This is a genomic window from Neomoorella stamsii (genome assembly GCF_002995805.1).
Lineage (GTDB): Bacteria > Bacillota > DSM-521 > Neomoorellales > Neomoorellaceae > Neomoorella > Neomoorella stamsii.
Map to the genome: position 1 here is coordinate 24,977 of NZ_PVXL01000023.1, position 18,114 is coordinate 43,090.

27 protein-coding genes, 1 pseudogene and 1 riboswitch are annotated in these 18,114 nt (G+C 54.8%); of the genes and pseudogenes, 23 read left to right on the forward strand and 5 right to left on the reverse strand.

What is annotated here, in order from left to right; all coding sequences use genetic code 11:
* Window positions 1-27: 27 nt before the first annotated feature.
* The 5 genes and pseudogenes from MOST_RS03335 to MOST_RS18415 all read right to left on the reverse strand — a co-directional run bounded on the left by MOST_RS03335 (window position 28) and on the right by MOST_RS18415 (window position 2,260).
* Entirely contained in the window at window positions 28-432 is a 405-nt protein-coding gene (locus tag MOST_RS03335) for a type II toxin-antitoxin system VapC family toxin (protein ID WP_054937400.1), read from the reverse strand.
* On the reverse strand, window positions 429-683 hold the full coding sequence (locus tag MOST_RS03340) for an AbrB/MazE/SpoVT family DNA-binding domain-containing protein (protein ID WP_054937399.1): 255 nt from the start codon (window positions 681-683) through the stop codon (window positions 429-431). The genes MOST_RS03335 and MOST_RS03340 overlap by 4 nt, the downstream gene beginning before the upstream one ends.
* Window positions 684-785: 102 nt before the next feature.
* Window positions 786-926, reverse strand: a complete 141-nt coding sequence (locus MOST_RS17150; RefSeq protein ID WP_157049493.1) for a hypothetical protein — start codon at window positions 924-926, stop codon at window positions 786-788.
* A 79-nt stretch (window positions 927-1,005) separates the two neighbouring features.
* Window positions 1,006-1,149, reverse strand: a complete 144-nt coding sequence (locus MOST_RS17155) for a hypothetical protein (protein ID WP_157049492.1) — start codon at window positions 1,147-1,149, stop codon at window positions 1,006-1,008.
* A 5-nt stretch (window positions 1,150-1,154) separates the two neighbouring features.
* Window positions 1,155-2,260 (reverse strand): annotated as a pseudogene (locus tag MOST_RS18415) (stalk domain-containing protein).
* Between the two features lie 366 nt (window positions 2,261-2,626).
* Here MOST_RS18415 and ftsY point away from each other — a divergent pair.
* The 23 genes from ftsY to nuoK all read left to right on the forward strand — a co-directional run bounded on the left by ftsY (window position 2,627) and on the right by nuoK (window position 18,102).
* Window positions 2,627-3,562: a signal recognition particle-docking protein FtsY gene (gene ftsY / locus MOST_RS03350; protein WP_054937398.1), complete on the forward strand. Its 936-nt coding sequence runs from the start codon at window positions 2,627-2,629 to the stop codon at window positions 3,560-3,562.
* A gap of 5 nt (window positions 3,563-3,567) precedes the next feature.
* Window positions 3,568-4,854 carry an amidohydrolase gene (locus MOST_RS03355; RefSeq protein ID WP_054937397.1) on the forward strand — a complete coding sequence of 429 codons (1,287 nt, stop codon included), beginning with the start codon at window positions 3,568-3,570 and terminating at the stop codon, window positions 4,852-4,854.
* Between the two features lie 5 nt (window positions 4,855-4,859).
* Window positions 4,860-5,006, reverse strand: a riboswitch (cyclic di-AMP (ydaO/yuaA leader).
* Between the two features lie 140 nt (window positions 5,007-5,146).
* Window positions 5,147-6,085 (forward strand): aldo/keto reductase, encoded by a 939-nt coding sequence (locus MOST_RS03360; protein ID WP_054937396.1) that lies wholly within the window; start codon window positions 5,147-5,149, stop codon window positions 6,083-6,085.
* Window positions 6,086-6,147: 62 nt separating this feature from the next.
* Complete coding sequence (ylxM, locus tag MOST_RS03365) at window positions 6,148-6,516, forward strand: YlxM family DNA-binding protein (protein WP_054937395.1); 369 nt, start codon at window positions 6,148-6,150, stop codon at window positions 6,514-6,516.
* Between the two features lie 193 nt (window positions 6,517-6,709).
* Window positions 6,710-8,053 carry a signal recognition particle protein gene (ffh, locus tag MOST_RS03370; RefSeq protein ID WP_054937394.1) on the forward strand — a complete coding sequence of 448 codons (1,344 nt, stop codon included), beginning with the start codon at window positions 6,710-6,712 and terminating at the stop codon, window positions 8,051-8,053.
* A 16-nt stretch (window positions 8,054-8,069) separates the two neighbouring features.
* Window positions 8,070-8,342, forward strand: a complete 273-nt coding sequence (gene rpsP, locus MOST_RS03375; RefSeq protein WP_054937393.1) for a 30S ribosomal protein S16 — start codon at window positions 8,070-8,072, stop codon at window positions 8,340-8,342.
* Between the two features lie 12 nt (window positions 8,343-8,354).
* Window positions 8,355-8,585, forward strand: coding sequence for a KH domain-containing protein (locus MOST_RS03380; protein WP_054937392.1), 231 nt, complete (start codon window positions 8,355-8,357; stop codon window positions 8,583-8,585).
* Window positions 8,586-8,587: 2 nt separating this feature from the next.
* The gene (gene rimM, locus MOST_RS03385) at window positions 8,588-9,100 is read left to right on the forward strand and encodes a ribosome maturation factor RimM (RefSeq protein WP_054937391.1); all 513 of its coding nucleotides are present in this window, start codon (window positions 8,588-8,590) and stop codon (window positions 9,098-9,100) included.
* A gap of 12 nt (window positions 9,101-9,112) precedes the next feature.
* Entirely contained in the window at window positions 9,113-9,874 is a 762-nt protein-coding gene (trmD, locus tag MOST_RS03390) for a tRNA (guanosine(37)-N1)-methyltransferase TrmD (RefSeq protein WP_054937390.1), read from the forward strand.
* A 128-nt stretch (window positions 9,875-10,002) separates the two neighbouring features.
* On the forward strand, window positions 10,003-10,344 hold the full coding sequence (gene rplS / locus MOST_RS03395; protein ID WP_054937389.1) for a 50S ribosomal protein L19: 342 nt from the start codon (window positions 10,003-10,005) through the stop codon (window positions 10,342-10,344).
* Window positions 10,345-10,428: 84 nt separating this feature from the next.
* On the forward strand, window positions 10,429-10,959 hold the full coding sequence (lepB, locus tag MOST_RS03400) for a signal peptidase I (RefSeq protein ID WP_054937430.1): 531 nt from the start codon (window positions 10,429-10,431) through the stop codon (window positions 10,957-10,959).
* A gap of 64 nt (window positions 10,960-11,023) precedes the next feature.
* Complete coding sequence (gene ylqF, locus MOST_RS03405) at window positions 11,024-11,839, forward strand: ribosome biogenesis GTPase YlqF (RefSeq protein WP_054937388.1); 816 nt, start codon at window positions 11,024-11,026, stop codon at window positions 11,837-11,839.
* 2 nt (window positions 11,840-11,841) lie between these two features.
* The gene (locus MOST_RS17160) at window positions 11,842-12,018 is read left to right on the forward strand and encodes a hypothetical protein (RefSeq protein ID WP_157049491.1); all 177 of its coding nucleotides are present in this window, start codon (window positions 11,842-11,844) and stop codon (window positions 12,016-12,018) included.
* Window positions 11,984-12,652: a response regulator gene (locus MOST_RS03410; RefSeq protein ID WP_054937387.1), complete on the forward strand. Its 669-nt coding sequence runs from the start codon at window positions 11,984-11,986 to the stop codon at window positions 12,650-12,652. Before MOST_RS17160 ends, MOST_RS03410 begins: the two co-directional genes overlap by 35 nt.
* A 12-nt stretch (window positions 12,653-12,664) precedes the next feature.
* A complete protein-coding gene (gene rnhB, locus MOST_RS03415) occupies window positions 12,665-13,339 on the forward strand; it encodes a ribonuclease HII (RefSeq protein ID WP_244267121.1) in 675 nt (224 codons plus the stop codon).
* Window positions 13,340-13,394: 55 nt separating this feature from the next.
* Window positions 13,395-13,754, forward strand: a complete 360-nt coding sequence (locus MOST_RS03420; RefSeq protein ID WP_054937386.1) for an NADH-quinone oxidoreductase subunit A — start codon at window positions 13,395-13,397, stop codon at window positions 13,752-13,754.
* Window positions 13,745-14,245: an NADH-quinone oxidoreductase subunit B gene (locus tag MOST_RS03425; protein ID WP_106007026.1), complete on the forward strand. Its 501-nt coding sequence runs from the start codon at window positions 13,745-13,747 to the stop codon at window positions 14,243-14,245. The genes MOST_RS03420 and MOST_RS03425 overlap by 10 nt, the downstream gene beginning before the upstream one ends.
* A 1-nt stretch (window position 14,246) precedes the next feature.
* Entirely contained in the window at window positions 14,247-14,696 is a 450-nt protein-coding gene (locus MOST_RS03430; protein ID WP_054937384.1) for an NADH-quinone oxidoreductase subunit C, read from the forward strand.
* 3 nt (window positions 14,697-14,699) lie between these two features.
* Complete coding sequence (locus tag MOST_RS03435; protein ID WP_054937383.1) at window positions 14,700-15,815, forward strand: NADH-quinone oxidoreductase subunit D; 1,116 nt, start codon at window positions 14,700-14,702, stop codon at window positions 15,813-15,815.
* A 36-nt stretch (window positions 15,816-15,851) separates the two neighbouring features.
* Window positions 15,852-16,892, forward strand: a complete 1,041-nt coding sequence (gene nuoH, locus MOST_RS03440; RefSeq protein ID WP_054937428.1) for an NADH-quinone oxidoreductase subunit NuoH — start codon at window positions 15,852-15,854, stop codon at window positions 16,890-16,892.
* A gap of 1 nt (window position 16,893) precedes the next feature.
* Complete coding sequence (locus MOST_RS03445) at window positions 16,894-17,298, forward strand: NuoI/complex I 23 kDa subunit family protein (protein ID WP_054937382.1); 405 nt, start codon at window positions 16,894-16,896, stop codon at window positions 17,296-17,298.
* 1 nt (window position 17,299) lies between these two features.
* Window positions 17,300-17,797 carry an NADH-quinone oxidoreductase subunit J family protein gene (locus tag MOST_RS03450; protein WP_054937427.1) on the forward strand — a complete coding sequence of 166 codons (498 nt, stop codon included), beginning with the start codon at window positions 17,300-17,302 and terminating at the stop codon, window positions 17,795-17,797.
* Window positions 17,794-18,102, forward strand: a complete 309-nt coding sequence (gene nuoK, locus MOST_RS03455) for an NADH-quinone oxidoreductase subunit NuoK (protein ID WP_054937381.1) — start codon at window positions 17,794-17,796, stop codon at window positions 18,100-18,102. The genes MOST_RS03450 and nuoK overlap by 4 nt, the downstream gene beginning before the upstream one ends.
* Window positions 18,103-18,114 lie beyond the last annotated feature (12 nt).

The window sequence follows — 18,114 nt, forward strand, 5'->3', positions numbered from 1 at the left end:
GGTAATCCCCACCAGGGGTTTCGTATATTAAATCTTGAGGTTTTCTTGCGTGGGCAGGCCGTATTGGATGAAATGTCGGTCGTAGGTAAAAGCTAAATCAAATGAGAAACGGGCCATTAAGGCGAAGCTGGTAGCGTCCGTATAAGAGAAATCTTTATCAGCATATTTTTCGAGAATCCGCCTGGCTTCTCTTTCATCGTGGGCTGAGACCCGTTCCACGGGCCAGTTGTTAGTCAAAAGCCATTCCCTTGCTTTGGCCGGGTAGGCCCTTGCGGCAATAAGGTTATAAGTTTCAGCCACGATGAAGTTGGAAAGAATTAACACCGCACCTTTTTCTGTAAGGTAACGCAGGGTTTTGATTGCCTCAGTGTGACGCTGATCATTTCTCAGGATTAAGGCCGCTATGGCACTGGAATCAACTAAGACCCTCATGGCTCTTCTCCCAAGTATTTATGTTTGTTAGTAGCCACGTCCTTTTTACCCTCTTTGTCTTCAGCGGAGCCAACGAGCCGCCAGATGCCGTCGTTAAAGTTAGCAGGGGGGTAGACCGGAGTTTTGCGCAAAATCACGCTATTACCCCGGATTTCGTACATCAGGTAATCGCCGACATCGGCCTGTACGGCTTTGCGCACCGAGAGGGGAAGAGTTATTTGACCCTTTGGACGGATTCGGATCAGTTCCATAGCCTAAACAGCCCCCTTTCCTACTTTCCTACTCAGTACAACCTATTTCAATTATAGATTTAATCAAAACTCAGGGTCAAGGGCTGATACCAGGGTTAGCAATTATTTTTTAGCATAGGTCGTCAAATAAGATTGCTCCCTGGCCGAAATAGCTAGGGATTTTTTTGTGCGCCCGGCATGGGCGTTGACCCGCCGGATGGACCCGCTTGTCCGGTGGTGGGAGGGGACGGGGGCTAGTCGCACCCTCCCATACGATATTATGAGGGATCATTATAACATATTTACCTTATATCAGAATTTGACCATCACTGGAAAGATTGAGCTATTTTTGGTGCTCTTCGCCATAGGACCTGAGGTGAGGGGCAATTAGCTCCTTCCCAGCCTGCGGAGCGGCCAGCCGGATAACTCCCACGGTGGTAGCGATAACCGCTATTATGGTTATGGCAATCTTACGCCAGCGTTTCATAGGCATTACCTCCTTGGTATTACGGTAACCCTCAACGCACCCCATATCTCACCTGTCACCAAACCTAACCGCCAGATGGCGATACCATCAAGGTTGTAGCGCTTGGCGATGCCCACCTTGGTTATAATGCTTTCCGCCATTTTCGTAGGGGCAGAAATACCAAGTATAAGTTTTTCTGGCGGGACAGAAGCCCTGGCTGTCTCTACAGCCTGCTCGACAAGGCTTACCGGCTCTGGCGTGGATCCGTAGTCGTAGGCCATGATGATAATCCGGTCAGCAATCTCTCCCAACGCCTTATAATCGTAACCCTTATAGGCGCTGTTGGTACAGTACCGCTTCTCCCATTATACCGTTAACCGCCCTGGTCAGGGCTGCATCATTCGCTAACAGGGAAGAAATGGTGCCGTCTCCGCCAGTCACGTAGACGACCATCCCAGCTTTCAAGTTGTACTCCTTAGCGGCTTCTAGCACCTTCTCCCACCCGTCCTTTGCCAGCCAGTCCTGCTCCTGGTCAGGAGGTTGCCATCTTTGTCCAGGCTGTACCAGCCTAACACCAGTTGCCTACCATATCGGTATTTTATGCGGAATGTTCCGGGTAGGACTTCCCAAAGAGGTTGGTCTAACTGCTGGTTTTGCTGTCGCCCAGGGCATAGAAGCCAATTACCGTTATCTCTCTGGGCGGGGAGGTAATCCTCACCCCGTTAAGGGAGTTATCTCATTCCACTTCACAGTTGAAGGCTTTGCTGAAGAACCGCAGCGGTATCAGTGTCCGGCCGCCAAGGATTTGAGGGGGAACGTCCAAAGGCATAGGGCTTTCGTTGCGGTAGGCGGTCTTGTTGCCAATCCGGAGCCGGAGAGAGGTTTTCCCGTTGGTAGCATTGAACGTTTAGGTGCTACTGTCCCAGGTAACCTTTACGCTCAACGCTTCCGCTGTGGCGCGGAAGGGAACCAGGGTGCGCCCGTTCTGGATAACCGGCTGCACGTCAAAGATAACCGGCAGCCCGTCAATCAGGAATGGAATTTCCTGCTGTTCTTGAGCGAAGGCCGGCAGCGCGAAACCGCTGGCCAGCATAACCACAGAAATGAGAGTAATAAAGAGTAACCGTTTCATTTTCAACCTCCTGCAATGGTAGTGTCAAATGTCATCGCATTGACAGGAAACAGGTAACTTTTTCGCCGTTAGGGCTGGCAATTTCTCCCTTTCTCACAGAATTTCGTCGTACGGGTCTTACCCTTCATCCAGCTCGAAACCGATTTACCGCAGGGATATTATCGTCCTGCTGGTGGCTGCTGCCTGTCTGTTTAACAGGCGTGATATTTAAACCCCACCAATACCCCGGAGTAAAAGGGCCAATTGGAAGAGGACATTCTGGCTTAAGGGGAAGCAGGGTTGTCAACAATAAACCTTGGACAAAAGGCCTCGCCTCTGGTAAATTAGAGGGGAGGCCTTTTGACGTTTGCGCAAGGGGGATTACCATTGAGCCTTTTCAGCAAGCTTAAAGAAGGTTTAAATAAGACGCGGCAGAATTTGACCCAACGGCTGGGTGCTTTGCTGGCCGCCAGCAGCCGCCTGGATGACGATTTCTTTGACGAGCTGGAGGAAATATTGCTGACGGCCGATGTCGGCGCCAAAACCAGCCTGGAACTGGTGGAGAGGCTGCGCCAGGAGGTCAAGGCCCGCAAGATAACCGACCCGGCCGCAGTAGGTACTTTTTTGCAAGAGGAAGTTACCCGGCTGCTGGGAGAAGAGGTGCCCCGTTTAAGCTGGGCGCCGTCACCGCCGACGGTGATCCTGGTGGTGGGGGTCAACGGCGCCGGCAAGACGACGACCATCGGCAAGCTGGCCTACCAGTTGGGCCGAGAAGGGAAAAAAGTAATCCTGGCGGCAGCCGATACCTTCCGGGCTGCGGCCGGCGAACAGCTGGCCATCTGGGCCGAGCGGGCCGGGGCCAGTTTAATCCGCCACCAGGCCGGGGCCGACCCGGCGGCAGTAGTTTACGATGCTTTACAGTCGGCCCGCAACCGCCGCGCGGACGTGGTGCTGGTGGATACGGCCGGCCGCCTGCAGACTAAAACCAACCTGATGGAAGAATTAAAGAAAATCCGCCGGGTGATTGAACGGGAACTGCCGGGGGCGCCCCATGAGGTGCTCCTGGTCCTGGACGCCACTACCGGCCAGAATGCCCTGTCCCAGGCCAGGCTCTTCAGCGAGGCGGTGGGCGTGACCGGTATCGTCCTGACCAAGCTCGACGGTACGGCAAAGGGCGGCGTGGTCCTGGCCATCGCGGCTGAAATGGGGATCCCGGTCAAGCTGGTCGGCCTGGGCGAAGGCCTGGACGATCTAAGGGAATTTCAACCCCGGGACTTTGCCGCCGCCTTATTCAGCGGCCTGGCAGGGGAGAAGGAGGAATAAATTCCATGGGCAAAATTTTAATCAAGGATTGTACCATTGTCCCAATTAGCGGTCCGGTAATTGAGGAGGGGGTCATCGCCATTAATGATGACCGCCTCCATTATGTCGGCCCGGCAGGAGGGTTGCCGCCAGGCTGGCAGGCAGACACCATTATTGAGGCCGGAGATAAGGTGGCCCTGCCGGGGCTGGTCAACAGCCACACCCACGCGGCCATGACACTGCTCAGGAGTTTCGCCGACGATCTCCCCCTGAAACAGTGGCTGGAAGAAAAGATCTGGCCCCGGGAAGCAAAGCTCGAGCGGGAGGATATTTACTGGGGCACCAAACTGGCCCTGCTGGAAATGATCCGCTCCGGTACCACCACCTTTGCCGATATGTATTTCCACATGGATGCCGTAGCCGAAGCAGTAGTGGAAGCCGGCCTGCGGGCCTGCCTCAGCCAGGGGCTCATTGGCTTCCAGGACAGCGGCGGCCAGCGCCTGGCCACCGGTGTCAGCCTGGTGAAAGAGTGGCATGGTGCCGGTGACGGCCGGGTTACCACTATGCTGGGCCCCCATGCCCCCTATACCTGCCCGCCGGAATACCTTAGTAAAGTAGCCGACACGGCAGCCGGGCTCGGTGTAGGGCTACATATCCACCTGGCGGAAACTAAGGAAGAAGTGGAGAATGTCCGCGCCCAGTACGGCTACACCCCGGTAGCCCTGGCCGCTAAACTGGGCCTGTTTGAACTACCGACCCTGGCGGCCCACTGTGTCCATTTGACCGCAGAAGAAATTGCCCTCCTGGCAGAAAAAAAAGTGGGGGTGGCCCACTGCCCCGAGAGCAACCTGAAGCTGGCCAGCGGCGTGGCCCCGGTGGCTGAAATGCTGGCCGCCGGCGTCAATGTGGCCATCGGCACCGACGGCGCTGCCAGCAATAATAACCTGGACATGGTGGCCGAAATGCGTACTTGCGCCTTACTGGCCAAAGGGATCACCGGTGACCCCACGGTAGTTCCCGCCCACCAGGTCGTGATCATGGCCACCCTGAACGGTGCCAGGGCCTTAGGCCTGGAAAAGGAGATTGGCACCCTGGAGACCGGGAAAAAAGCCGACCTGATCCTGATAAACAAGCACCAGCCCCACTTAATGCCGCCCCATGATGTGGAGGCAAACCTGGTTTATGCCGCCCGGGGAAGCGATGTAGATACGGTGATTGTTAACGGAAAAATTCTCATGGCCGCCGGGGAAGTAAAGACCCTGGATGCCGGAGAAATTTACGGGCAGGTAACTAAGAGGTCCAGTAAAGGGTAAAAAAATTCCACCTCCTTCCACGCCTACGAGGTTAGCTGCCGGGTGCGGACCAAGGATGGCCCTACCCAGCACTCAGATTTCTGAGTGCTGGGATTAACCCCTTTGAACTGGTTCCCCCGTTTCCCACCGAGGAAATTCGGCGATCTGGTGGAAGAAAGGATGGAATTGATGGCATTTTTATTGTAGCATGAAGGTCCTATTTTGTTAACATAAAACTTAATGGTAAAACCAAATATTTTTTTCCAGGACCAATTTCAGGTTTCCTTGATTTCAATCCGGGGGGGAGCAACCTGTGGAATACCGCCAGCTAGGTAATACAGGGATGAGGGTTTCCGAGCTATGTTTCGGCGCTCTGCCCATGGGGCCGCGCCAGAAAAATTTAGATGTAGACAACTGCACCAGGATTATCAAAAAAGCCCTGGGGGGCGGGGTTAATTTCATCGATACGGCTCAAATTTATGAAACCTATGAGCCTATCCAGAGGGCCATTCACGCCTATGGCGGTGAAGTAATTATCGCCACCAAGTCCACAGCTGTCACCTATGAGGATATGGAGCAGGCTGTAGAGGACGCCCGGGAGAAGCTCCAGCTGGATTATATCCATATTTTCCACCTGCATGCCGCCCGGGCAACGGAGCGAATTTTTGAGGAAAGGGCGGGTGCTTTGCGCTGTCTCCTGGATGCCAGGGAGAAAGGGCTTATCGGGGCTGTAGGTATTTCCACCCACGGCGTGGCGGCCGTGCGGAAAGCGGCTACCGAAAAAGAAATAGATGTTATCTTTCCCCTGGTAAATATCAAGGGCATGGGCATCATTGACGGCAGCCGCGAAGACATGCTGGCCGCCATCGCTGAAGCCGTAGCTGCCGGGAAGGGGGTTTACCTGATGAAGGCCCTGGCGGGGGGCAACCTGCTGGACAACTACCAGGAGGCCATGGCCTTTGCTCGCCGGGTACCGGGTATTGCTGCCGTAGCCGTAGGCATGGTCAGCGAGGCGGAGGTGGATTACAACCTGCGCTACTTTAACGGCGAAGACCCGGGGACAATACAAACTGCCGCCAAGGAATTTACTGTGGTAGAGAGTGTCTGTATAGGCGATGGCGCCTGTCTTAAGGCCTGCACCAACGACGCCATAACTATGGTTAACGGTAAGGCCAGGATAAACCGCGCTAAGTGCCTCCTCTGCGGCTACTGCACCGAGGTGTGCCCGCAGTTTGCCATCAGGATGATATAGTGTCAAAGTCCTGCCCTTGACACCTCCAGGAATGTGCCCTATAATTTTTTTTGGTGGTGCTCATGCTCGACGAGCTGGCCCGGGTGGCGCGCCTCTATGATTTTTACGGCCCTCTCCTCACCCCCAAGCAGAGGCACTGGCTGGAACTCCACTACCACCACGACCTTTCCCTGGGGGAGATAGCCGATGAAGAGGGGATCAGCCGCCAGGCCGTTTATGACGGCCTGCAGCGGGCCGTCAAAGCACTGGAGAATTATGAAGCCCGTCTGGGTTACCTGCAGCGGGATCTGGCCCTGCGGGAGCAGCTGGCAGCAGCTATCAGACACCTGGAAAGCTACCGCCGGAGTGGTTGTGAGGGAGAGCTGGCGGAGGCCGGCCAGATCCTGAAGAGACTCCTGGATCTGCCAGAAGGCAGTATAGGGAAAAATTAAGCAAGGCGCTGGTTATCCTTCTGCGAGCTAGTAATATATCGTGGGGTATTTTAATTTTATTTTATTTTACTATCGTCCATAAAACGGAGATGGAGCGGTGATGGTAGGGAGAGGGGCCGGGGTGACCGGTTAAGTAACATTTAACTTGGATAACTCGTGACCCGGAAAATCAGTAACCAAGGGGGTGGAACAGGTGGCCGTTTTTGCTTCCTTGGCCGACAAACTACAGGAAACTTTCAAGAAACTGCGCGGTAAAGGAAAGCTCACTGAAGCCGACGTCAGCGCGGCCATGCGGGAAATCCGCCTGGCTTTACTGGAAGCCGACGTCAACTTCAAGGTGGTCAAAGATTTTATCAACCGGGTCAAGGAACGGGCCGTCGGCCAGGAAGTCATGCAGAGCCTGACCCCAGGCCAGCAGGTGGTTAAGATTGTCCATGAGGAGCTGACAGCCCTCATGGGCGGCAGCGAGAGTAAAATCAACTGGGCCAGCCAGCCGCCGACTGTTATAATGCTGGTGGGCTTGCAGGGCGCCGGTAAGACAACTACTGCTGCCAAACTGGCCCGCCTGGTGCAAAACCAGGGCCGGCGGCCCCTGCTGGTGGCTGCCGATGTTTACCGTCCCGCGGCCATCAAGCAACTCCAGGTCCTGGGGGAGCAGTTAAAGGTACCGGTATTCAGCATGGGGGAAGGGAGCAGTCCAGTAGATATTGCCCGGGCCGCGGTAGAGCACGCCCGTAAGGTTGGCAGTAACCCTGTGATCCTGGATACTGCCGGCCGGCTGCATATTAATGAAGCCATGATGGCTGAACTGGCCGCCATTAAGGAGGCGGTTAAACCCCAGGAGATTCTCCTGGTAGTAGATGCTATGACCGGCCAGGATGCTGTCCAGGTGGCTTCTACCTTTCACCAGCAGCTGGGCCTGACAGGGGTAATACTCACCAAACTGGACGGCGATACCCGCGGCGGTGCCGCCCTGTCCGTCCGGGCTGTGACCGGTTGCCCCATAAAATTTATCGGTATGGGGGAAAAAACCGAGGCCCTGGAGACCTTCCACCCGGATCGCCTGGCTTCCCGCATCCTGGGGATGGGGGATGTCCTGAGCCTCATTGAAAAGGCCCAGGCCAATCTTGATGTAGAGAGGGCGAAAGAACTCCAGAGGAAGATCCGCCAGCAGGAGTTTACCCTGGAAGATTTCCTGGAGCAGATGAAACAAATGAAGAAGATGGGTCCCCTGGATGAAATTCTAAGCATGTTACCCGGCGCCGGGAAAATGAAGCAGCTAAAAGATCTCCAGATTGACCCGAAAGAAATGATCCATACCGAAGCCATTATCCAGTCCATGACCCCGGAGGAGAGGCGCAACCCAGCCATCATTAACGGCAGCCGCAAAAAGCGCATTGCCGCCGGCAGCGGTACCCGGGTCCAGGACGTAAACCGCCTGCTGCGCCAGTTTGAGGAAGCTAAAAAGCTGATGCACCTTTTCACCGAAGGCGGTAGCAAGAAAAAAATGAAAGGCCGCTTCCCTTTCCCCTTTTAAAAGGAGGTGACTGAACATGGCAACTAAGATCCGCTTAAAGCGCATGGGGGCTAAAAAAGCACCCTTTTACCGGGTGGTAGTAGCCGATTCCCGCTCGCCCCGCGATGGCCGGGTAATTGAAGAGATCGGTTACTACAACCCCGTCAAACAACCCGCTGAAATCAATGTGGATGAGGAAAAAGCCCTGCGCTGGCTGAGCACGGGAGCGCAACCTTCAGAAACAGTGCGTGCCCTGTTGAAAAAAGCTGGTGTCTGGCAGAAATTTGTTGCTGCCAGGGAAGCTAAGTAGGGGGGAAGTTTAATGAAGGAATTGTTATTGACCCTGGCCCAGGCCCTGGTAGATCACCCCGACCAGGTCAGCGTTAACCAGGTAGAAGGAGAAAAATCGGTTATCCTGGAGCTCAGGGTGGCCCAGGAGGACATGGGTAAGGTCATTGGCAAGCAGGGGCGTATCGCCCGGGCCATCCGTACCCTGGTCAAAGCCGCCGCTGCCCACCAGGGCAAGCGCGTAGTGGTGGAGATTATCCAGTAGAGATGGTACCTGACAGGATCGGCGTCGGTAAAATTGTGGCTACCCACGGTGTCCGGGGGGAAGTAAAAGTTGAACCCTGGACGGACTTTCCTGGCCGCTTCCGGCCCGGGACCAGGCTGATCCTCCAGTGGGGAGAAGAGATAAGGCCGGTGACAGTTGCCAGGGCCCGCCCCCATGGTCGGCACCTGATCCTGAAGCTGGCGGAAATTAATGATGTTGACCAGGCCGGAGCTTTACGCGGGGCGCTTCTCAAGGTAGAACCCTGGGAAGTGGAACCCCTCCCGGAAGGGCATTATTATATATTCCAGTTAGTGGGTAGCCGGGTTTATACTACCGGCGGCGATTTCCTGGGAACTTTAACTGATGTATTAACCACCGGCGCCAACGATGTCTATGTCGTCAAGGGCGCCGGGAAGAAGGAAATACTGATACCGGCTTTAAAAGAGGTCGTGCGTAAAATTGACCTGGCCAGGAGGGAAATTAGCGTCGCCCTGCCACCGGGTTTGCTGGATTAGGAGGCCTGACCCTTGCGGGTTGATGTGCTGACCATTTTCCCCGAAATGTTCACCGGGTTTTTAAATACCAGTATCATCAAGCGGGCACGGGAACAGGGCCATTTAACCGTTAACCTGGTTGATATTCGGGATTACACCAGGAATAAACACCGCAGTGTTGACGACTATCCCTTTGGCGGCGGGCCGGGGATGGTCATGCAGGCCGAACCCATCTTCCTGGCTGTAGAGGCTTTGTTACCCGGGGCAGACGCGGTCAGGCCACCCATCATCCTCTTGTCACCCCAGGGCGAAGTCTTTAACCAGGCCCTGGCCAGTGAACTGGCCGGGCAGGAACGCCTGATCCTCATTTGCGGCCATTATGAAGGCGTCGATGAAAGGGTCAGGCAGTTCCTGGTAAACCGGGAAATATCAATTGGTGATTATGTCCTGACGGGCGGCGAGTTACCGGCCATGGTCATTATCGACGCCGTTACCCGCCTGTTGCCCGGGGTGCTGGGAGACCCGGCAGGGGCCACGGAGGATTCCTTTGCCATGGGGCTGCTGGAATATCCCCAGTATACCCGGCCTCGTTCCTTTCGCGGCCTGGAGGTACCGGAAGTCTTGCTATCGGGAAATCATGAACAGATAAGACTCTGGCGGCGGCAGCAGGCCCTGGAACGTACCTGGCGGCGGCGGCCGGATTTGCTGGCGAAGTTAGAGTTAAGCCTGGAAGACCGGCGCCTCCTGGCTGAAATTATCCGCCGTGCGGGGAATGAAGAGCTGCCGGGAGAATAAACTTATTTCGGCACTGGTTGGAGGCCTGGCTGCTCTTTGGCCCCTGGTCCACTCTTAAAGTTGTTTCCTGGTGAAAACCTGTGGTATAATAATCGCTGGTGTTACTGGCAGGGAAAGGAGGGGTTAAGTTGAATATCATTGAAGCCCTGGAAAAAGAACAAATGCGTTCAGATATACCCGACTTTAAACCCGGGGATACAGTACGGGTACATGTCAAGGTGATTGAAGGCAACCGGGAGCGCATCCAGGTTTTTGAAGGTACAGTTATTGGCCGCCGGGGGCGGGGTATAAATGAAACCTTCACCGTCCGGAGGGTTTCCTATGGTGTGGCGGTAGAGAGGATTTTCCCCGTCCATTCACCGCGCATTGACCGGATTGAAGTGGTACGGCATGGCCGGGTCAGGAGGGCGAAGCTCTACTACCTGCGCGAGCGGACTGGTAAAGCTGCCCGGATTAAAGAAGAGAGGTAACATAGTCGAACAACGGGACTGGTGCTCAAATCAGTCCCGTGTTTGACTAATAGGGGGCGTCAACCATTGGAGGAAAGTAAGAGTATGGCGGGGGAAAGTAAGGGTTCGTCCTGGTGGTGGGATTCACTCCAGTCCCTGGTAATCGCCGCTGTTTTAGCTCTAATCATCCGGAGTTTTCTTTTTACACCTTTTTATATTCCATCACCGTCTATGGAACCCACCCTTTACCCCGGGGACCGGATTATTGTTAACCGCCTGGCCTACCGCCTGGGGGAACCACAGCGCGGTGATGTGGTGGTTTTTCGTTACCCCCTTGATCCCAGCCGTGATTATATCAAACGGGTAGTAGCCGTGGGGGGGGATACTGTTGAGGCGCGGAACAATGTCCTCTATATCAATGGCCAGCCCCAGCCACGGGCAAGCTATTTACCGCCGGGAGTAGTTTACAGTGACTTTGGCCCTATAAAAGTACCGCCCAACAACTACTTTATGATGGGAGATAACCGCAATAACAGTGCCGACAGCCGGGTATGGGGGACCCTGGACAGGAAGCTCATTATCGGCAAAGCGGTTTTGGTTTTCTGGCCCTTAAACCATATCGGACTTATCAGGTAGACACCCATGACGCCTGAGGCGTAACTACCAGGCTCAGACCTCCATTTTCAGGGTGGGTGGCAGTATGCCGGCAGGAATAAAGTCCTTGCGCCATTACCTGAAGTTTGTTGACATTGTGTTGGAAGTAGCAGATGCCCGGCTGCCTGCTGCCAGCCGTTACCCTGACCTGGGGACAATCCTTGGCAACAGGACGCGGATTCTGGTTTTAACCAGGGCCGACCTGGCTGACCCCGTGGCCACGGCGCGCTGGCTGGAAGTCTTCCAGGCGGGGGGGACGCCTGCCGTAGCCGTCAATGCCCGGACAGGGGAGGGCGTGCGGGCTTTACGCCAGCAACTGGCCGGTACAGCGAAGGAAAAAAGGGAAAAACTGGCTCAAAAGGGACTGCGGGCGCGGCCATTAAGGGTGATGGCCATCGGGATACCCAATGTGGGTAAATCTTCACTGTTAAATCGCCTGGCGGGACGGGGAGCGGCCCGTACCGGTGACCGGCCCGGGATTACCCGCGGGCCCCAGTGGATCCGTATTGAGGGTAATATGGAACTCTTAGATACCCCGGGTGTCCTCTGGTCCCACTGGCAGGAACCGGGGACGGCCCTGTGGTTGGGAGCCATTGGTTGTGCCCCGGAAGGTATCCTGCCCGTTACCGAGATAGCTAATCTGGTGGGTGAATTTTTACTCGGTAAAGCCCCGGAAGTACTGGTGACAAGATACGGTATCACCAGGCAGGAGGCAGAGGGTGCTAATTTACTCGAGGCCATCGGTCGCCGGCGTGGTTATCTCCTGCCCGGCGGTATAGTTGACCAGGAAAAGACGGCCCTGGCCCTGGTTAACGATTTCCGGGCAGGATATTTAGGGCGCTTTACCCTGGAGCTACCGTGATCATGCACTACTACTTCTACAGCATCGCCGCGGTGGCCCGCGTGGAAGAAGCCAGGCTGCGGTGCAAACTGGCTGAAGAGCGTCATTATTTTTACGAGGCAGTTGCCACCGTTATACCGCAACAGCAGGGAGGGGGTGGAAGTTGTGGCAGCCAGCAAGATTACCATTGTCATTGCTGATGACCACCCATTGGTACGGGAAGGCATCCGCAAGATCCTGGAACTGGAGCCGGGTATCCAGGTGGTTGCCGAGGCCAGGGACGGGCAGGAAGCCATTGCCATGGCCCGGCGCCATCGTCCGGACGTAATTTTAATTGATATTAACATGCCGGGTTTAAATGGTATCCAAGCCACCAAAGTAATCCGCCGGGAACTGCCCCAAACCGGCATCCTGGCCCTGACCATTCATGATGACGAGGAATATGTTATTGAATTGCTAAGGGCCGGGGTCTCCGGCTATGTCCTTAAGGACATCGGCGCGGAAGAGCTGGTCAAAGCTATTTTCCAGGTAGCCCAGGGGTACCAGGTAATTCACCCCGGTATTGCCCCCAAGGTAATTGATTATATCCAGAAGAAGGACCTGCCTGTTACTTTATCTGATGCAGGGCTACCTTTAACGCCAAGGGAACGGGAAATTTTAGTTCACGTCAGCCTGGGGAAATCAAACCGCGAGATCGCCCGGGACTTATATATTAGTGAAAAAACGGTAAAAAACCATTTAACGAATATCTTTCATAAAATTGGCGTTAGCGATCGTACCCAGGCGGCCCTTTATGCCTTGAAACATGGCTTAAGTGGTGGTAATCTTATATAGGTGGTAAAACAGGTGGTCGAAGTGCAGGGTGTAAGCCTGGAGGAGCAGGAGCGGGTAGATGCCCTTTACGCCTGGGAGCGGCGCTTACAGCGCCAGGGTGCCGTATATATAGCCGGCCTGGATGAAGCCGGCCGTGGGCCCCTGGCCGGGCCGGTAACTGCAGCTGCCGTTATTTTACCACCGGGGTTGTTTATCGCCGGCCTCAATGATTCGAAAAAAGTACCACCCCGCAAACGGCAGGAACTGGCGGGGACAATTAAAAAAGCCAGCCTGGCCTGGGCGGTGGGCTGGGCTTCGGTTAAAGAGATTGATTGCCTGAATATCCTGGTGGCCTCCCGGTGGGCCATGTGGCGGGCCCTCATGGCTTTACCCATAAAGCCCGACCACGTTTTAGTTGATGGCTTGAAACTACCGGGTCTACCTGTACCCCAGACGCCCCTGGTAGGCGGTGACGCGTTAAGCGCCTCCATTGCGGCCGCCTCGATCCTGGCCAAGGTGGCCCGGGATGAACTGATGGTGGCCTACGACGCTGTTTTTCCAGGCTATGGCCTGGCTGAAAATAAGGGTTACCCAACGCCAGAGCACCGGCGTGCCCTGGCCTGTCTAGGCCCCACTTCACTGCACCGCTTAAGTTTTAAAAACGCTTTGGTGGTGAAAAGCAGGGATTTCCATAAATATGGCGAATAAGTATTAGAGTATTGCCAAAGGTTATGGGGCCCATTATGGAAAGGAGGTGCCAAGGGTGTTGCAGCAGTATGGGATAATAGCCATTTTCCTGGTTGGCGGGGCAGCTACGGCCATCGCCGCCCTGGCAACCAACTGGCTCCTCCGCCCCAAGGAAAGAGCGGTGGGGGACAAGGTAGCCACCTATGAATGCGGCCTGGAAACCCAGGGACCAACTTGGGTCCAGTTTAAAGTCAGTTACTTCCTTTATGCTCTGGTCTTTTTATTATTTGACGTCGAAACTGTTTTTTTATACCCCTGGGCGGTACGCTTTCAAGTGCTGGGGCTATTCGCTTTTATTGAAATGATTATTTTTATCGGCATCCTGGTAATTGGCCTCTGGTATGCCTGGAAGGAGGGTGCGTTAAAGTGGCTGTAGCCAGGTTAAGACCGCCAGAACCCCAAGTGCCTGACAACATTATCCTGTCGACGGTAGATTATATGCTCAATTTCTGCCGGGCCCATTCCTTCTGGCCGCTAACCTTTGGCCTGGCCTGTTGCGCCATTGAAATGATGGCTGCCGGCGGCGCCCGTTATGATATTGCCCGTTTTGGTTACGAAGTTTTCCGGCCTTCGCCGCGCCAGGCTGATTTGATGATTGTGGCGGGAACGGTAACGAAAAAAATGGCACCCCTTTTACGGCGCCTCTACGAGCAGATGCCGGCGCCAAAGTGGGTTATCGCCATGGGGAGCTGTGCCATCAGCGGCGGCCCCTTTGTGGATTCTTATAACGTTGTGCCCGGAGTAGATACTATTGTGCCGGTGGATGTCTATGTTCCCGGGTGCGCCCCACGTCCGGAGGCTTTGATTAACGGCCTCCTGCAGCTAAAGAAAAAAGTGATCAATCCTAAAGCAGTGCTGGTGAAGTGAAATGACCGGTTTAATTGAAGAATTGCAGCGCCTTTTCCCTGGTATTCAAGGGGAGGAAGGCGGTGACATGCCGGCCCTGGTTGTACCGGCCGACCAGTTGCTGGCGTTAATGAAGGAATTGAAGGAAAAACAGGGTTTTAATTTTTTGGCCGACATCACGGCGGTAGATTACAAGGACGACGAACGGATAGAAATGGTATACCATTTGCTGGCCGTGCCGGAAGCCAGGGAGCTAAGGGTAAAGGTGAACCTCAACCGCCAGCACCCGGAAGTTCCTTCGCTAACTGCTATCTGGCCGGCAGCCGATGTCCAGGAACGGGAAGTCTATGATCTCATGGGGGTCACTTTTCAAGGGCACCCCAACCTGAAACGCATCCTCTGTCCCGATGATTTTACCGGCCATCCCTTGCGGAAGGATTTCCAGTTAAATGCAGAAGAAGGGAGGGAATAGGTCATGGCCGTTGCCAGGGAAGATTTGCTGACTCAGGAAATCGAGCTCAATATGGGCCCCCAGCACCCCAGTACCCATGGCGTTTACCGGGCCCTTCTAACCCTGGATGGTGAAAAAGTAGTCAAGGTCGAAAATATTATTGGTTATTTGCACCGGGGCATAGAAAAGTTGGCTGAAGACCGCACCTACACCCAGGTCATCCCTTACACCGACCGTCTCGATTACCTGGCTGGGATGCTAAATAACCTGGGTTATGTCCAGACGGTTGAAAAACTGATGGGTATAGAGGTGCCGGAGCGAGCCGAGTATCTGCGCATAATCATGGCCGAGCTGTCCCGGATAGCCAGCCACATGCTCATGGTTGCTTCCATGGCCCTGGATGTGTCCGGCTGGACGGCATGGTTTCCCCCTTTCCGGGAAAGGGAGCGGATACTTGATCTCTTTGAGATGACCTGTGGCTCACGCCTGACGGTGAGCTATATGCGCATCGGTGGTGTGGCTGCCGACATCCCGCCGGGCTTCTTACCAGCCCTGGAAGCTTTTTTAGACGACCTGCCCCAGTTGATTGCGGAAATGAACGGCCTGATTACCGGTAATGAAATCTTTAAGGCCCGTTGCCAGGGCGTGGGTAAGATTGACCTGGAGACGGCCCTGGCCTATGGCATCTCGGGGCCTAATCTTCGCGCCTGCGGGCTGCCCTTTGATTTGCGTAAAGCGCGGCCGTATGGTATTTATGACCGCTTCGAATTCGATATTCCCACTTTAAACAACGGGGATAGCTATGACCGCTTTGTTATTCGCCTTTTGGAGATGGAACAGAGCGCCCGCATTATCCGCCAGGCCATGGCAGGACTCCCCGACGGGCCGGTAACGGCCAAAGTGCCCCGGGTAATTAAACCGCCCAAGGGAGAAGTTTACCACCAGATCGAGGGCGCCAAAGGAATCCTGGGCTTTTACCTGGTAAGCGACGGCGGCAATAAGCCCTACCGCCTGCACATTCACAGCCCCTCCTTTGTTAATTTAGGTGCTTTGCCCAGAATAGCCGAAGGCGGTAATATCCAGGATTTTGTTGTCAACATCGCCTCTATTGATATTGTTCTGGGTGAGGTTGACCGGTGAACGGGAGTTTTGATTAAAGGGAGAGGATAGATGGCTATGGAAAATATTTTTACTGGCATAGCCGCCTATATAAAGGGGCTACTTGCCGGGGCACCGCCATGGGTCCAGACCCTGGGGATGGGACTTATGTACCTGGTGGGTGTCTTAGCCTTTATCTTTCTTAATGCCATTTATTTGATTTACCTGGAACGGAAAGTAAGCGCTTATATGCAGCAGCGGCTTGGGCCCAATCGCCTGGGACCCCGCGGGCTCCTCCAGCCGGTAGCCGATGCCGTAAAGCTCCTGGGCAAGGAGGATATTATACCTCGCGGGGCTGATAAATGGGTTTTTATTATTGCCCCGATAATCATCTTTATCCCGGCGGTCATGGTCTATGCCATCATCCCCTTTGGTAAAGGGATGATACCTGTTGATTTAAATATTGGTGTCTTTTATTTCCTGGCAGTGGCCTCGACCACGACCATAGCCATTTTAATGGGCGGCTGGGGGGCCAACAATAAATACGCCCTGCTGGGGAGTATGCGCTCGGTAGCCCAGATGGTAAGTTATGAAATCCCCCTGACCTTTTCTTTGCTGGGGGTGATTATGCTGGCCGGCTCCTTGCAGACTTCCCAGATTGTTGCTGCTCAGGAAAAGGTCTGGTATATCCTGCTCCAGCCGGTGGCCTTTCTTATTTACTTTATTGCGGCCACGGCGGAAGTGAACCGCGCCCCCTTTGACCTGGTGGAAGGGGAACAGGAGATTATCGCCGGTCCCTATACAGAATATACCGGGATGCGTTACGCCCTCTTTTATCTCTCAGAGTATGCCAACCTGGTCAGCGTTTCTGCCCTGGCGGTAACCCTTTTCCTGGGGGGCTGGCACGGGCCGTGGTTGCCCTCGTGGTTATGGTTCCTTATTAAAGTCTATATTATGATCTTCATCTTCATGTGGGTGCGCTGGACCTTTCCCCGGATCCGCATCGACCACCTGCTGAGCTTTAACTGGAAGGTATTGTTACCCCTGTCCCTGGCCAACATCCTGGTGACCGGTGTGGGTATTAAGATTTACCAGCTGCTAACCCTGGGGAGGTGGTAGGATGTTCGGGCAAGGTTTACTGAAGGGTTTAAGTATTACCTGGCACTTTTGTTTTGGCAAGGCAGTAACGGAACAGTATCCAGAACGGCGGCCCAACCTGCCCCCGGCTTCCCACGGTTCCTTGCGCCTGGACAGGGAGAAATGCATTGCCTGTGGCCTGTGCGCCAGTGCCTGTCCCAATCATGCCATTATTATCGAGAGCGAGCGCGACGAGCAGAAGAAGCGCCGGCTTACTGGTTACCGGGTGAAATTTGGCCAGTGCCTCTTCTGCGGCCTGTGTGTGGAAAGTTGTCCCCAGGATGCCCTGCACTGGCAGCCTGACTTTGAGCTGGCCTGCTATCGCTATGAGGATACCGAGCAGGATCTGCTGGCCGGCCCGGCAGCGGAGGTGAAAAAAGGTGCCTGATATGAGTGCCCTTTTCTTCTGGCTGCTGGCGGCTATCATCATCGCCTCCGCCCTGGCGGTCGTCCTCTTAAAAAATATCGTGCACAGCGCCCTGTACCTGGTCTTGACCTTTGTCGGCGTTGCCGGGCTCTATATCCTCCTCAATGCCGAGTTCCTGGCAGCCGTACAGTTGCTGGTCTATGCCGGCGCCGTTGCCATTCTTATTGTCTTTGCCGTCATGCTCATCCGGCGGGGGGACATCCGGGCCAGCAACCTGTTTAATGTCAATTACCTGGCGGCTGCTGTTGTTTCCCTGGCCCTGTTTATCGTGATCACCCTGGCCACGGGCCGTATGGCCTGGACGGCTACTCCCGGTCAGGCTCCGGCAGGTAATGTGGGGGCCATTGCCGATGCTTTCCTGGGCCGTTTTGCCATCCCCTTTGAAATAGCGGCTGTACTCTTGCTGGTGGCCATGGTGGGGGCTATACTCCTGGCGAGGGGAGGGAAACAGGACCAGTGATTACCTTAAATCACTACCTGGCCCTGGGCGGCCTGCTTTTCTGCATCGGCCTCTTTGGTGCCCTGGCCAAGAGAAATGCCGTCGCCGTTTTAATGGGAATCGAGTTAATGCTTAATGCCGTTAATATTAACCTGGTAGCTTTTAACCATTTCCTGGAACCGGCCCGGGTGACAGGCCAGGTCTTTGCCATTTTTGTCATTGTCGTGGCCGCAGCCGAAGTAGCCGTTGGCCTGGCCCTGGTCTTAAATATCTACCGCCGGCGCCTGGATAGCAACGTGGATGACCTTGACTGGCTGAGATGGTAATTCGTCAATAAG

Excerpts from the sequence above, each read along its gene's own strand:
- lepB (WP_054937430.1), top strand. The coding sequence starts at position 10,429 with ATGGCGGGGGAAAGTAAGGGTTCGTCCTGGTGGTGGGATTCACTCCAG.
- nuoH (WP_054937428.1), top strand. The coding sequence starts at position 15,852 with ATGGAAAATATTTTTACTGGCATAGCCGCCTATATAAAGGGGCTACTT.
- MOST_RS03435 (WP_054937383.1), top strand. The coding sequence starts at position 14,700 with ATGGCCGTTGCCAGGGAAGATTTGCTGACTCAGGAAATCGAGCTCAAT.
- rimM (WP_054937391.1), top strand. The coding sequence starts at position 8,588 with ATGGTACCTGACAGGATCGGCGTCGGTAAAATTGTGGCTACCCACGGT.
- MOST_RS17155 (WP_157049492.1), bottom strand. The coding sequence starts at position 1,149 with ATGAAACGCTGGCGTAAGATTGCCATAACCATAATAGCGGTTATCGCT.
- MOST_RS17160 (WP_157049491.1), top strand. The coding sequence starts at position 11,842 with ATGCACTACTACTTCTACAGCATCGCCGCGGTGGCCCGCGTGGAAGAA.
- MOST_RS03340 (WP_054937399.1), bottom strand. The coding sequence starts at position 683 with ATGGAACTGATCCGAATCCGTCCAAAGGGTCAAATAACTCTTCCCCTC.
- MOST_RS03450 (WP_054937427.1), top strand. The coding sequence starts at position 17,300 with ATGAGTGCCCTTTTCTTCTGGCTGCTGGCGGCTATCATCATCGCCTCC.
- MOST_RS03445 (WP_054937382.1), top strand. The coding sequence starts at position 16,894 with ATGTTCGGGCAAGGTTTACTGAAGGGTTTAAGTATTACCTGGCACTTT.
- rpsP (WP_054937393.1), top strand. The coding sequence starts at position 8,070 with ATGGCAACTAAGATCCGCTTAAAGCGCATGGGGGCTAAAAAAGCACCC.
- MOST_RS03335 (WP_054937400.1), bottom strand. The coding sequence starts at position 432 with ATGAGGGTCTTAGTTGATTCCAGTGCCATAGCGGCCTTAATCCTGAGA.
- ylxM (WP_054937395.1), top strand. The coding sequence starts at position 6,148 with ATGCTCGACGAGCTGGCCCGGGTGGCGCGCCTCTATGATTTTTACGGC.
- ylqF (WP_054937388.1), top strand. The coding sequence starts at position 11,024 with ATGCCGGCAGGAATAAAGTCCTTGCGCCATTACCTGAAGTTTGTTGAC.
- MOST_RS03380 (WP_054937392.1), top strand. The coding sequence starts at position 8,355 with ATGAAGGAATTGTTATTGACCCTGGCCCAGGCCCTGGTAGATCACCCC.
- MOST_RS03355 (WP_054937397.1), top strand. The coding sequence starts at position 3,568 with ATGGGCAAAATTTTAATCAAGGATTGTACCATTGTCCCAATTAGCGGT.
- MOST_RS03430 (WP_054937384.1), top strand. The coding sequence starts at position 14,247 with ATGACCGGTTTAATTGAAGAATTGCAGCGCCTTTTCCCTGGTATTCAA.